The following is a 12,819-nucleotide window of genomic DNA, read 5'->3' on the forward strand; positions in this document are numbered from 1 at the left end:
CGGGCAGGTCGAGACTACCCGGCCGCCGGTCAGTTCCAGTCGGCGCAGACGCGGTGGCCGCCCGCGTCGGCCCGGTGGACGACGGCGTTTCCGTAGCCTTCATGGCCGCCGTACTCGTCCGCGTCCTCCAGGTCTTCGGGGAGGAGGCTCCAGACGATGAGGTCGGTTCGGGTGTCGGTCCAGGAGCCGTCGGCGCTCTGGGCGCGCGCTATCCATGCGTTGCGCAGGACGCCTTCGCTGATGCAGCCGATCTTCTGGGCGACCTGCTGGGAAGCCGTGTTGTCGGCGGCGGTGCGGACCTCCAGGCGTTCGAAGCGCTGGTCCCGGAAGAGCCATTGGGCGACGGCGAGTACGGATTCACTGGCGTAGCCCTCGCCCCGGGCCCAGGGGGCCGTCACGTAGCCGGCCTCGGTACTGCGGGTGCGCCAGTCGGTGTTCTTGAGGTGCACGGTGCCGACGAGGCGCTGGGTGAGGAACTCGGAGACGGCGAAGACGATGCCGCGGCCCTCGGCGCGTTCCGCGTGGGAGTAGCGGGTGGCCCAGGCGTGGGCGTCGGCGTGCGTGTAGGGGTGCGGCAGGGAGGTCCAGGCGGTGACCTGCTCGTCGTTCATCATGTCGGCGAGCGCGGTGACGTCTTCCAGGTCGAAGGGGCGCAGCACCAGCCGGTCCGTGCTGATGGTGACGTCCGGGAAGGTGGTAGTCATGCGCAGCTCCATGCCTGAGAGGTGGGGCGACCGTGGTGCGGGACCGAGTGTGCGGGGGCGCCGTCGTGCGGGCCGTCCAGCCACAGCATGCAGCATCGCCGGGCTGATGTGCATGGCCGCCCCTGCCCGGAAGCGGGCAGGCCGCGGCCCCGCGCGCCGTCGGTGGCGTGCGGGGCCGTGTGCACTGGTGGCGCGGGGTGCGCCGGGTGCGGTGGGTACCGCGGGTCAGGAGACCGGGGTGGCGGCGGCGGGGACGACCGACCCCTGGTACTTCTCCTCGATGAACTTCTTGACCTCATCGGAGCCGAGGAGCCGGGCGAGCTTCTCGATCCGCGGGTCCTTCTCGTTGCCGGCCTTGACCGCGAGGAAGTTGGCGTACGGGTTGCCCTCGGCCTTCTCCAGGGCCAGGGCTTCCTTGGCGGGCGAGAGCTTGGCCTCCAGGGCGTAGTTGCCGTTGATGACGGCGGCGTCGACGTCGTTGAGGGCGCGCGGCACGGTGGCGGCTTCCAGCTCCTTGAACTCCAGGCCCTTCTTGTCGGTGATGTCGGACAGCTTGGCGCTGGTGCCGACGCCTTCCTTGAGGGTGATCAGGTTGTTCGCGGCGAGGAGCTGGAGGGCGCGGCCCTCGTTGGTGGTGTCGTTGGGGACGGCGATGGTCTGGCCCGGCTTGATGTCGGCGAGGGTCTTGACCTTCTTGGAGTACAGGCCGAGGGGCTCCAGGTGCACGTTCGCGACGGGCACGATGTGGGTGCCGTTCTTCTTGTTGAAGTCGTCGAGGTACGGCTTGTGCTGGAAGTAGTTGGCGCCGACCTGGCCCTGCTCGGTGGCGGTGTTGGGCAGGACGTAGTCCGTGAACTCCTTGACCTCCAGCTTGAGGCCTTCCTTGGCCGCGAGCTCGTCCTTGACGAAGTTCAGGATGTCGGCGTGCGGGCTCGGGGAGGCCGCGACGACGAGGGGCTTGGTCTCGTCGGCCTTGCCGTCGGCCTTCGCGGAGGACGGGTCCGAGGCGCTGCCGCAGGCGGTGAGGCCCAGGGCGAGCGCGGCGGAGGCGGCGGCGATGGCGGTGAGCTTGATGTTCTTACGCACGAAGAGTGCCTTTCATGTGGTGCAAGTGCGCAGGTCGTGCGCGGGACTTGCGGGTGGTGGCCCAAGCACGACAAGTGCGGGCTCTGTGGGGGGTGGGGTTCGTGGGGTGGGGGCTGCGGGGGTGGTGCGCAGGTCCGGGTGGCGGTCAGGCCGTGCGGCCCCGGCGCGCGAGGAGGCGGACCACGCCGTCGCCGATGAGCTGGATGACCGTGACGATGGCGATCAGGATGACCACGGTGGCGATCATGAATCCGGTCTCGAAGCGCTGGAAACCGTAGGTGACGGCCTTGGAGCCGAGGCCTTCGCCGCCGACCGCGCCGGCCATGGCGGAGTAGCCGACGAGGGTGATCAGGGTGGTCGTGACGCCGGCGACCAGCGAGGGCAGGGCCTGCGGGAGCAGCACCTTGCCGACGATGGTGGGGATGCCGCCGCCCATGGACTCGACGGCCTCGACGAGGCCGTGGTCCACCTCGCGGACGGCCGTCTCGACGAGGCGGGCGAAGAAGGGGACGGCGCCGATGGCGAGCGGGACGATCATCGCGGTGGGGCCGATGAAGGTGCCGACGACGGCGGTGGTGACCGGGATCAGGGCGATCAGCAGGATGATGAACGGCAGCGAGCGGCCGATGTTCACGATGACGCCGATGACCTTGTTGAGCGGCCGGTTCTGCAGGAGGCCGCCCTTGTCGGTGAGGACGAGGAGGATCCCGAGGGGCAGTCCGCCGAGGACCGTGACCAGGGTGGACCACAGGACCATGTAGAGGGTGTCGTACGTGCCCTGGGTGAGCAGGGGCTGCATCTCGGACCAGGTCACTGGGCACCATCCTTGACGAGCTGGGCGAGCTCGGCGTCTGCGTCTTCGGCTGCGGCCGCGGCATCGACCGCGGCTGCGGGGGTGTCGGCGTCGTCGACGATCTCGACCTGGAGGCCCTGCTCGCGCAGGAAGCCCACCGGGACGACGTTGTCCTCGTACCGGCCGGGGAGTTCGATGCGCATGCGGCCGATCTGGCGGCCGGCGACGGTGTCCATCGCGGCGCCGAGGATCGAGATGTCGATGTTGTACGTGCGCGACAGCTGGGAGATGACCGGCTGGGTGGCGGATTCGCCGTGGAAGGTGACGTCGACGACGGTGCGGTCGGGGCCGCTGGCGTCCCCGCTGACGGGGAAGAGTTCGGCGGCGAGTTCGGAGCCGGGGGTGGCGAGCAGTCCGGCGACGGTGCCGGTCTCGACGATCCGGCCCTTCCTCATCAGGGCGGCGGAGTCACAGATCGTCTTGACGACGTCCATCTCGTGCGTGATGAGCAGGACGGTCAGGCCGAGCTGGCGGTTGAGGTCGCGCAGCAGCTGGAGGATGGAGCGGGTGGTCTCGGGGTCCAGGGCGCTGGTGGCTTCGTCGGAGAGGAGCACCTTGGGGTCGCCCGCCAGGGCGCGGGCGATGCCGACGCGCTGCTTCTGGCCGCCGGAGAGCTGGCCGGGGTAGGCCCCGGCCTTGTCCGCGAGGCCGACGAGGTCGAGGAGTTCGAGGGCCCTGCGGGAGCGCTCGCGGCCGGGGACGCCGAGGATCTCCAGGGGGAGCTCGATGTTGGCCCGGACGGTCCGCGAGGACAGCAGGTTGAAGTGCTGGAAGACCATGCCGATGCGGCTGCGGGCCTCGCGGAGCTCGCGGCCGGCGCGGCGGCCGCGGCCCGCGAGGGCGGTCAGGTCGACGCCGTCGACGGTCACGGTGCCGGAGGTGGGGCGCTCCAGCAGGTTGACGCAGCGGATGAGGGAGGACTTGCCGGCGCCGCTCTGGCCGATGACTCCGAAGACCTCGCCCTCGCGGACGTGGAGGTCGACGCCGTCCAGGGCGGTGACCTCGCGGCCACGGGACTGGTAGACCTTGGTGAGGCCCGATGTGGTGATCACAGGAATTCCGTCGCTGTCGAGTGCGCGGCACAGACTGGTGCCGGCCGGGCACGGGGCAAACATCTGGGGCGCGATACGGGTCGAACCGGAAGATTTCGGCGGTTTCCACGCATGCGCGGGGCGGGAGCTATCCGTTCCGTTTCCTGCCACTACCGTCGGTGCGGCGGCGGGCCGGACGGGCTCGGCCGGTCTCGCTTCGGGGCGCGAGACGGGTGGAGAGGGGCCCTCAGAAGGCGCACATTCGACACATACAACGAGCACCGGGCGTCATCGTCGCCTCGGTCGCAAGGGTGCGGCTGCTCGTCGTGGTCATGGGCCCCAGTAAAGCAGACCCGCCCCTTGAGCGATCAAAGACGTCCGGATAGCGGACATGGACCGTCTACATACCGGACGTCCTCGGCCTCACCGCGCCCCGTCCCGGGCTCGTTCCACCCACACTGACCTGCACGGACGCCGGCGAGCAGGACGTGCGGGACGAGGCGACGCCGGTACGGCACAGGCGTCCGCTGTGGTCAAGACCACTACCGACGCCTGCAGGGCCGGAACGGGCACGGACGCGGGCCGTGCTGCGGGTGGGCGCGGGGGCGGGCGCGGCGGACGGGGAGGCCCGTAATACGCTCGCTGCATGCTCGACGCCCTGACGGTCGCCCTCGGAGCGGCCGCCCTCGCCCTCGCCGCCTGGTGCGGCTTCGCCGCGCTGCGGGACCAGCCCACCAAGGACTGGCACTTCATCGGCATGGGCGTGGTGAGCCTGCTGGCCCTCGCCCAGCTGGTGGTGGGCGTGGTCATGCTGGCCCGCGGCGGGGAGCCCGACGAGGGCTCGGTGATCTTCGTGGCCTATCTGCTGGGCGCCTTCGCCGCGGTCCCGGCCGCCGGGCTGCTCTCGCTGACCGAGCGGACCAAGTGGGGTTCGGTGACGGTGGCCGCCGGCGCGGTCGTCCTCGCCGTGCTCGAAGTACGGCTCTACGACATCTGGGGGACCCCCGGTGCCTGACACCGACATGACCGCCGAGCCGGTCGGCGGGACCGCTCCCGCGGCGCGCGAGCGGCTGGTCTCCGGGCCCGGGCTGCTGCTGGTCTGGGTGTACGGCGTGATCACGGTCGGCGCGGTCTCGCGCTCCGTCTACCAGATGTCCACCGAGTTCGACCGGGCGCCGCTGCCGTACGCACTGACCGGCCTGGCCGCGCTGGTCTACTGCTTCATCACGTACTCGCTGGTGCGCGGCGGGGAGACCGCCCGCAAGGCGGCGCGGGTGTGCTGCGCCGCCGAGCTCGCCGGTGTGTTGGTCGTGGGGACGTGGACGGTGGTGCGCCCCGAGTCCTTCCCCGACTCCACCGTGTGGTCGCAGTTCGGCATGGGATACCTGTTCATCCCGGTGATCCTGCCGGTCACCGGGATGCTCTGGCTGCGCGTCAGGCGCTGACCGCGAAGTCGGCGGCGCCCGCCTCCTTCTCCAGGACCAGGAGCTTCACGCCGTCGCTGGCGGTGCGTCCGCCGACCTGTACGTAGCCGGCGTTGCGGTACAGGCGCAGGTTGGACTCGCTCTTGTGGCCGGTGTGCAGACGGAATCGGGCGGGCGCGCCGTCGTGGGACGCGAGGGCCTCCTCGACGGCGCGCAGCAGGCGCGAGCCGAGGCCGTGGCCCTGGAGGCGCGGGTGCACGCAGAGCTTGGCGATCCGGCCGGTGCGCTCCTCGTCGACGCTGCCGCGTACGGAGCCGACCACCTCGTCGCCGAGCCGGGCGACGAGCACGGTGTCGGACGCGAGCTCCGCCTTGAGGGAGTCCAGGGTCTGGGTGAGCGGCTGGATGCGGTAGTTCCCGTACAGCTCGGCCTCGCGCTGGAAGGCCAGGTACTGGAGTTTGAGGATCTGCTCGCTGTCCTCGTCGACCGCCGCCGAAATGGTCACGCTCATGCCCATATGCGCACGCCTCCCGCTCACCTGTAGCCCGTTGGTCTACCGCTCCCTTCCCCGAAGGCGAGGAGCCGCAACCTCCGACGCGAGCATTCTGCGCAGACATCCCAGGCAGCGGGAACGGACCGGTCCCAAACTTCCTTGTGAGATACCCAACTCCCCTGCGATTTCACGGTAAGTCAAGTCTCTCGGCGAGAGAAGTGCCTGCATGAGCTCCGGGCAGCGTCCGGGCAATCGGGCGACAGCCGATCGGAGGGCCTGCCCCTCCTCCCGGTGCAGCAGGGCCTCTTCGGGGGCGGCGCCGGCATTACCCGGGCGGCAGCCGTCCACGAAGTGGTGGCGGGAGCCGTACGGGACCTCCCGGCGGGCGCGGCGGCGGGCGACACGGGCCTCGGCGCGCACCGCCCGGCGCAGCCAGCGGGCCGGCTCGGTGGGGGCGGGGCCGTATTCCAGCAGCCTGACCCAGACGGCCTGTTCCAGGTCGGCCGCGTCCACGCCGGTGCCGGGGGCCTCCGCGGCCGCCTCGGCGGAGAGCAGCGGGCCCAGTTGGTTCAGAAGATCGGAGTCCTTCAGCAGGTCCATGCCGGGCGGGACGCGCGGGCCGTGCCGGGCGGTTTCCCCGCCCGGCACAGCTCACCCGAAGGCGTTGTTCCGGTTGTTGGTCGACACCTGCTGGCGGCCCGGCGCGAGCCGGAGCGGCGCGGGCCGGGTCGGCACGGGCCGGGGCACGCCGGGCCTGCGGCTAGCGTCCGCGGCCGGGGCGGAAGGCCTCCGCCGCGAGCAGACCGGTGTCCGGGTGATCGGTGAAGATGCCGTCGATGCCCTGCTCGAAGTACGTCCGGAAGGCGCCGAAGGCGTCGCCGTACGCGGCCGGGTCGGTGCCCTTGCGGTACTCGGCGGGCAGGAAGTTGTTCTCGTTGCGCGCGGTGTAGGGGTGCAGCACGAGGCCCTGCGCGTGGGCGTCCTTGACCAGGGTGGTCGGGGTCCCGAGCCGGCCGGCCGCGTCGCGCGGCACGATCAGGTCCAGGGTGGGGCCGATGCCCTGGGCGAAGCCGGCGATCCACTTCAGCCCCGCGGGCTTGACCAGGTCGGCGACCGTGCGCGGGTCCCCGGCCTGTTCGAAGTCCCAGGGGCGGGTGTTCGCGGCGCCCAGCAGGACCACGCGGGGCGCCGCCACCAGCCGGGCGAGGCGCTGGATGCTGGAGGGCTCGAAGGACTGGAGGAAGACGGGGGCGTTGCGGCCGTCGCGGCCGTAGCGGCGCAGCAGCCGGGCGAGGGGCTCTTCCAGGCCGAGGCCGAGGGAGCGGAAGTAGCTGGGGTGCTTGGTCTCGACGTGCAGCCAGACGCGCTTGCCGCGCCGCTTGCCCTCCCGGTCGGCCCAGCGCAGCACCTCTTCGAAGGTGGGCACCTCCCAGCGGCCGTCGTAGAGGGTGTTGCGCTGGCGGAGGGCGGGGATGCGCTCCTTGGCGCGGAGGGTCTTCAGCTCGGCGAGGGTGAAGTCCTCGGTGAACCAGCCGGTGACGGCGACCCCGTCGACGGTCTTGGTGGTGCGCCGGGAGGCGAACTCGGGGTGATCGGCGACGTCCGTGGTCCCGCCGATCTCGTTCTCGTGCCGGCACACCAGGTGTCCGTCCCGGGTGGGGACGAGATCCTGCTCTACGACGTCCGCGCCCAGGTCGAGGGCGAGTGCGTACGAGCCGAGGGTGTGCTCGGGCCGGTAGCCGCTGGCCCCGCGGTGGCCGATGACCAGCGGGACGGGCAGGTCCTTGTACCCGCCGCCCTGGCGGGCCTGCCCGGACCCGGCCGCCTCCGCCGAACCGGCCGCCTCCGCGGGCTCCGCCGCGTGCGCGGATCCGGCGCCGAGCCCGGCCATGCCGGCGCCCGCCGCCAGGACGGCCGCCCCCAGGACCGTCCGCCGTGCTGCCCCACCCTGCGTCATCAGTGCCACTCCCGTCGTCTGAAGGGCCCGCTGCCCGGCTCGGTCGGCGGGTCCGGCGGCCCGGATCGGCCTGCCGATGGTAGGCAGCGGCCGGTGGCGGGCAGGGGGGTACCGGCCGAACATGGCGCAAACGCGTGTCAACACGAGGTTTCGACCTCGTGAACCCGATGTGCGATCGCACCTGACCCACGAGTATCGTCCTCACCTGCACGGCCGCCGTGTCGTGCGAAGCCGCTTCTCGATGCCGGAGGGCTCACGTTGTTCCGTACCGCGCTCATCAAGGCCACCGTCGGACCGGTCATGCGCACGATGTTCCGCACCCGTGTGGAGGGCATCGAGAACATCCCCGGCTCCGGCCCGGTGATCCTGGCGGGCAACCACCTCACCTTCATCGACTCCATGATCCTGCCGCTGGTGTGCGACCGCACGGTCCACTTCATCGGCAAGGACGAGTACGTCACCGGCAAGGGCGTCAAGGGCCGCGCCATGGCGTGGTTCTTCACCGGCGCCGGCATGATCCCGGTGGACCGGGACGGCGCCAACGGCGGGGTCGCCGCCCTCATGACCGGCCGGCGGATCCTGGAGGAGGGCAAGATCTTCGGCATCTACCCGGAGGGCACCCGCTCCCCCGACGGCCGCCTCTACCGCGGCCGCACCGGCATCGCCCGCCTGACGCTGATGACCGGCGCCCCCGTGGTCCCGTTCGCCATCGTCGGCACCGACAAGCTCCAGCCCGGCGGCAAGGGCATGCCCCGCCCGGGCCGGGTCACCATCCGCTTCGGTGCGCCGATGGAGTTCTCCCGTTACGAGGGCATGGACCGCGACCGCTACGTGCTGCGCGCCGTCACGGACTCGGTGATGGCCGAGGTCATGAGGCTGTCGGGGCAGGAGTACGTGGACATGTACGCCACGAAGGCGAAGGCGGCCTGACCCCGGCCGCCCTACTGCCGCTGCAGTGACCGGCTGACGCCCGCCGCGGTCGTCGTGGCGAGGATCCAGCCGGTCACGATCAGCAGGTACGACAGCCACTGGCCCCAGCCGCGGGGCGCGAACGCCTGCTCCTGGCCGAATCCGATGATCGGCAGCAGCAGGTCGAGGGTGTAGAACACCGGGTTGAACTCCGGCGCCTCGCCCGCCTTCAGCGGCGGGGGCGGCCGGAGCCCGTACGCGAGCGACCCCGTCAGCAGCAGGGCCAGCAGCCAGCCCGCCGCGCGCAGCGGCCGGAACCCGTAGCCGACGGTGGCGTCCTGGAGCACCCCCCACGGACGGGTGTGCCGGGGCAGGGTGCTCCGGTGCCGCCGCAGCTTGGCGAGCTGCACCGTCCGGGCGGCGGCTTCGTCGCCGGCGGTGCGGTAGGCCGCGGCGAGCTGCTCGTAGGAGTACGGCAGGTACCCGAATTCCTCCCGCTCCAAGGCGGGCAGCCGCTCCTCGGGGGGCAGGTGCGGGGAGAGGGTGCGGTAGGTCAGGCCGGCGATGCGGATCCGGTCGGGCCAGGTCCCGGGTTCGACGTACAGCAGGTCGAGGGTGGAGCGGCGCAGGTTCACCGCACCCTGAACCGGCTCGCAGCGGTTCAGCCACAGCTCGCCGATGGTGCAGCTGGAGGCGCGCAGGGCGGTCTCGCCGGGGGCGTGGAAGCGGGCCCGGGTGAAGATGACCTGGCCGGGGATGCGGGATCCGGTCAGGTTGACCATGCCGCGGGCGTCGAGCCGGTGGGCGCGCAGGTCGGTGCCGACGGTGAGGGTCTCCGCGTGCAGGGCGATGCCGCCGGGGGCGTGGAGGCGGGCCTCGTCGAGTTGGACCTGGCCGCCGACGGTGGCGCCGTTGAGGCGCGTCTGGCCGTGGACGGTGAGTTCCATGGCGATGACGTCGGTGGCGATGTCCGCGTGGTTGAGCTGGAGCGCGGGTTCGGCGGCCGCTTCGGCGGTGTCGGGGGTTCCGGTCACGGCCCGGTCGGGGGTCCCGATCACGGCCTGCTCCAGGAAGAGCCCGCCGGATATCCGCGCGCCCTGGAGGCGGACGCGTCCGGTGATGCGGCAGCCGGAGAGCCGGAGGACGAGTTCGACGCGGAGGTTGGCGGCCCTCAGCCCGCGCAGTGCCGAGTCGGACAGGACGAGGGCGCGGAGCTGGGCCCCGTACAGGACGGGTGTGCGTTCGAACCAGCAGGCTTGGAGGCGGATGCCGTGCTCGATGGTCGCGTACGTCCAGTCGATCTTGCCGGTGATGCGGGCGCCCTTGACCGTGAGGCCGGAGACCAGCCCCTCGCCGGTGTTCCTGCCCAGCAGGAGGGCGGTGAGCACCTCGGCCCGCAGGGTCCGCTCGGCGCCCCAGGACGCGCCGTCGGCGGCGTCCTCGTCGGGGTGCTCCCGGAAGTCGACGCCCTCGCCGCGCGGGAAGGCCTCCCAGACGCGGCGTTCGGCGGGGGTCAGGTCGTTGATCTCCATCGCGGGGATGGTGGCGCGCACGCCGACGAAGTGTCAACTTCGTGCGCGACACCACCCTTTGGGATGGGAATCAGTGGTGGGCGGCGACGCCGTCCTGCAGCTTCTGCCCCTTGAGCAGGAACCAGGCGGCCCCGGCCGTGGCCAGCAGGACGAGGGCGCTGACGCCGGAGGCGTAGTGCAGGCCGTCCACGAAGGCCTCCCGGGCGGCGTCCAACAGTGCGTGGGAGGTCTCCGGGTCCAGTGACCCGGCGGCTTCGACGGCGCCGCCGAGGGATTCGTGGGCTGCCCCGGCGAGCGGCCCGGGGACCGTGTCGGGTGCGGTGAAGCCCTGGTAGACGCCGGTGACGATGGACCCGAGGAGGGCGATGCCGAGGGCGGCGCCCAGCTCGTACGCCGTCTCGGAGACGGCGGAGGCGGCGCCGGCCTGCTCCTTGGGGACGCTGGAGAGGATCACGTCGGCGGTGACGGTGAAGGAGAAGCCCGCACCGAGGCCGACGATGAGCAGGGAGGCACCGAGCAACGGGTAGCCGCTGTCCTGCCGGACCAGGGTGAGCGCGCCCAGGGCCAGGCCTATCGCCCCGAGGCCGCCGGCCACGACGGACCGGACGGAGAACCGGCGGGCCCAGTGGCCCGCGACCAGGCCGGTGACGACCGCGCCGATGGCGGCGGGCAGTTCGGCGAGGCCGGCCTCCAGCGGTTCGCGGTCCTGGACGAGCTGGAGGAACTGGGAGAGGAAGAACAGCAGGCCGGAAAGGCCGAAGACGGTGAGGAGGTCGGCGACCACGGCGCCGGAGAACCCGCGGTCCTTGAAGAGCCGCATGTCGAGCAACGGCGCGGGGAGCGTGAACTGGCGGCGGACGAAGGCGTACAGGGCGGCCGCACCGACCGCGGCGGCGAGGCCGGCGTCCCAGGTCGGGCCGTGGGTGGCGGCTTCCTTGACGGAGTAGACGACGCCGATGACGCCGACGAGGGAGAGGGCGACGCTGAGCAGGTCCCAGGGTCCGGCGACGGGGTTCTTGGACTCGGGCAGCAGCTTGATGCCGACGAGGACCAGCACGATCATCACGGGCAGGTTGATGAGGAAGACCGAGCCCCAATAGAAGTGCTGGAGCAGCGCTCCGCCGACGACGGGGCCGACGGCCGCGCCCGCGGAGGCGGTGGCGCCCCAGATGCCGATGGCGAGGCTGCGCTCCCGCGGGTCGGTGAAGATGTTCCGGATCAGCGCGAGGGTGGAGGGCATGAGGGTCGCGCCGGCCACGCCGAGCAGGGCCCGGGCCACGATCATCATCTCGGGGCTGGTGGCGTAGGCGGTGAGGACGGACACGGCGCCGAAGGCGGTGGCTCCCGTCAGGAGGAGCTTCTTGCGGCCGATCCGGTCACCGAGGGAGCCCATGGAGACGAGCAGGCCGGCGATGACGAAGGAGTAGATGTCGCCGATCCAGAGCAGCTGGGTGCCGGACGGCTTGAGGTCCTCGGAGAGGGACGGGGTGGCGAGGCCGAGGACGGTGGCGTCGACGGCGACGAGGAGGACGGCCAGCACCAGCACGGCCAGCGCGAGCCAGCGCCCGCGGCTGCCGCCCCCGCCGGTCTCCGCCCCCGTCCGGGGCTTCAGCTGCTCGGTTGCGGTCATGTCCTATCACTCCGTTGCGCGCCACCGAGCAAAAGCTCGATGATCATGTGTTGGAAGTCCTTGGCGGCCACCCGGCCGTCCATGACGGCCCAGGCGCAGGTGCCGATGAGGCCGTAGAGGGCCTCGGTGAGCCAGGCGGGGCTCAGGTCGATCCGGATGTCACCCTCCGCCTGGCCGCGCCGGAACAGCGCGCTGACGCGGGCGTCGAGCCGGGCCCATCCCTCGTTGACCTGGTCGCCCTCGAACAGCTGGTTCTCGGTGACGAGGAAGGCCAGCAACTGGGCGTTGGACTCGCTCTCGGCGACGAGCCGGCGCAGCGCCTCCACCGCGGTGCCCTCGTCGAGGCGCGCCCGGTCGAAGGCGTCCTCGAACTCGCGGATGCCGAGTTCCTCCAGGGCCCGTACGAGGGCGTCGCGCCCGGCGAAGTGCCGGTGGAGGGTCGCGCGGCCGATGCCGGCGGCGCGGGCGACCTCGTCCATCGTGGCGGTCGACTTGCGGGAGAGCAGGGCTGCGGCGTCGCGGAGCACCTGGTCACGATCCATGGCCATGAGACAACGGTACACCAAATGAGACGCCAGTGTCTCATTTTATTGCGGTGCCCTCCGGCACCGGGAAGGAAAGACTGCTCGGATGAGGACGAAACCCCTGCTCCTGATCGACGTGGACGGCCCGCTGAACCCGTACGCCGCGCAAGCCCAGCGCCGGCCGGACGGGTACACCACCCACCGGATGCGACCGACGGGCTGGACCGGGGCCGAGAGCGCGAAGCCGCTGCGCGTGTGGCTGAACCCCTCCCACGGCGCGGAGCTGCTCGCCCTGGCGGATGCGTACGACCTGGTTTGGGCGACGACCTGGAAGGACGAGGCGAACGACTGGATCGGCCCGCACCTCGGCCTGCCGCGGCTGCCGTACGTCGACTGGCCGCAGATGCACGGAAGGGCGCCCCGCGGAACCTTCTGGAAGACGCAGTACGTCCTGGAGTACGCGGACGGCCGCGAGTTCGCCTGGATCGACGACGACATCACGGACATGGACCGCGAGTACGTGGACCAGCGCCACCCCTTCCGGGCGCTGCTGATGCGCATCGACGAGCGGATCGGGCTGACCCGGCCGGACTTCGACGCCCTGGCGGAGTGGGCGGCGTGAGGCGGGGCGGGTTTTGATCGTGCTCGGCGCGCGCATTTAGCATGCGCATGCCAC

At 71.6% G+C, this 12,819-nt stretch carries 14 protein-coding genes; 4 read left to right on the forward strand and 10 right to left on the reverse strand.

What is annotated here, in order from left to right; translation table 11 throughout:
* Window positions 1–29: 29 nt before the first annotated feature.
* The 4 genes from ACFV7Q_RS07195 to ACFV7Q_RS07210 form a co-directional block, all read right to left on the reverse strand.
* Window positions 30–704 (reverse strand): GNAT family N-acetyltransferase, encoded by a 675-nt coding sequence (locus ACFV7Q_RS07195; protein ID WP_385424641.1) that lies wholly within the window; start codon window positions 702–704, stop codon window positions 30–32.
* A gap of 225 nt (window positions 705–929) precedes the next feature.
* On the reverse strand, window positions 930–1,790 hold the full coding sequence (locus tag ACFV7Q_RS07200; protein WP_385424644.1) for a MetQ/NlpA family ABC transporter substrate-binding protein: 861 nt from the start codon (window positions 1,788–1,790) through the stop codon (window positions 930–932).
* Between the two features lie 145 nt (window positions 1,791–1,935).
* Window positions 1,936–2,604 (reverse strand): methionine ABC transporter permease, encoded by a 669-nt coding sequence (locus tag ACFV7Q_RS07205; protein ID WP_385424647.1) that lies wholly within the window; start codon window positions 2,602–2,604, stop codon window positions 1,936–1,938.
* Window positions 2,601–3,695 (reverse strand): methionine ABC transporter ATP-binding protein, encoded by a 1,095-nt coding sequence (locus ACFV7Q_RS07210; protein WP_385424650.1) that lies wholly within the window; start codon window positions 3,693–3,695, stop codon window positions 2,601–2,603. Before ACFV7Q_RS07210 ends, ACFV7Q_RS07205 begins: the two co-directional genes overlap by 4 nt.
* A 625-nt stretch (window positions 3,696–4,320) precedes the next feature.
* Here ACFV7Q_RS07210 and ACFV7Q_RS07215 point away from each other — a divergent pair.
* Window positions 4,321–4,689, forward strand: a complete 369-nt coding sequence (locus ACFV7Q_RS07215; protein ID WP_385424653.1) for a hypothetical protein — start codon at window positions 4,321–4,323, stop codon at window positions 4,687–4,689.
* A gap of 7 nt (window positions 4,690–4,696) precedes the next feature.
* Window positions 4,697–5,119: a hypothetical protein gene (locus ACFV7Q_RS07220; RefSeq protein WP_385424760.1), complete on the forward strand. Its 423-nt coding sequence runs from the start codon at window positions 4,697–4,699 to the stop codon at window positions 5,117–5,119.
* Here ACFV7Q_RS07220 and ACFV7Q_RS07225 read toward each other — a convergent pair.
* The 3 genes from ACFV7Q_RS07225 to ACFV7Q_RS07235 all read right to left on the reverse strand — a co-directional run bounded on the left by ACFV7Q_RS07225 (window position 5,109) and on the right by ACFV7Q_RS07235 (window position 7,548).
* Window positions 5,109–5,615 carry a GNAT family N-acetyltransferase gene (locus ACFV7Q_RS07225; protein WP_385424655.1) on the reverse strand — a complete coding sequence of 169 codons (507 nt, stop codon included), beginning with the start codon at window positions 5,613–5,615 and terminating at the stop codon, window positions 5,109–5,111. The genes ACFV7Q_RS07220 and ACFV7Q_RS07225 overlap by 11 nt on opposite strands.
* Window positions 5,616–5,651: 36 nt before the next feature.
* Complete coding sequence (locus ACFV7Q_RS07230; protein ID WP_385424658.1) at window positions 5,652–6,191, reverse strand: sigma-70 family RNA polymerase sigma factor; 540 nt, start codon at window positions 6,189–6,191, stop codon at window positions 5,652–5,654.
* Between the two features lie 160 nt (window positions 6,192–6,351).
* A complete protein-coding gene (locus ACFV7Q_RS07235; protein WP_385424661.1) occupies window positions 6,352–7,548 on the reverse strand; it encodes a glycerophosphodiester phosphodiesterase in 1,197 nt (398 codons plus the stop codon).
* A 300-nt stretch (window positions 7,549–7,848) separates the two neighbouring features.
* Between ACFV7Q_RS07235 and ACFV7Q_RS07240 the strand changes: the two genes are divergently transcribed.
* Window positions 7,849–8,478 carry a lysophospholipid acyltransferase family protein gene (locus tag ACFV7Q_RS07240; protein WP_385424763.1) on the forward strand — a complete coding sequence of 210 codons (630 nt, stop codon included), beginning with the start codon at window positions 7,849–7,851 and terminating at the stop codon, window positions 8,476–8,478.
* A gap of 11 nt (window positions 8,479–8,489) precedes the next feature.
* On the opposite strand, the gene ACFV7Q_RS07245 is transcribed toward ACFV7Q_RS07240, so the two are convergent.
* From ACFV7Q_RS07245 to ACFV7Q_RS07255, 3 genes are all read right to left on the reverse strand, one after another.
* Window positions 8,490–9,989, reverse strand: coding sequence for a membrane-associated oxidoreductase (locus ACFV7Q_RS07245; protein ID WP_385424766.1), 1,500 nt, complete (start codon window positions 9,987–9,989; stop codon window positions 8,490–8,492).
* 70 nt (window positions 9,990–10,059) lie between these two features.
* Complete coding sequence (locus tag ACFV7Q_RS07250; protein ID WP_385424663.1) at window positions 10,060–11,619, reverse strand: MFS transporter; 1,560 nt, start codon at window positions 11,617–11,619, stop codon at window positions 10,060–10,062.
* Entirely contained in the window at window positions 11,616–12,167 is a 552-nt protein-coding gene (locus ACFV7Q_RS07255) for a TetR/AcrR family transcriptional regulator (protein ID WP_385424666.1), read from the reverse strand. The genes ACFV7Q_RS07250 and ACFV7Q_RS07255 overlap by 4 nt, the downstream gene beginning before the upstream one ends.
* An 82-nt stretch (window positions 12,168–12,249) precedes the next feature.
* On the opposite strand from ACFV7Q_RS07255, the gene ACFV7Q_RS07260 reads away from it, so the two are divergent.
* Window positions 12,250–12,765, forward strand: a complete 516-nt coding sequence (locus ACFV7Q_RS07260; protein WP_385424668.1) for an HAD domain-containing protein — start codon at window positions 12,250–12,252, stop codon at window positions 12,763–12,765.
* The last annotated feature ends 54 nt before the right edge of the window (window positions 12,766–12,819 follow it).

This window comes from Streptomyces sp. NPDC059851 (genome assembly GCF_042732005.1).
Classification (GTDB): domain Bacteria; phylum Actinomycetota; class Actinomycetes; order Streptomycetales; family Streptomycetaceae; genus Streptomyces.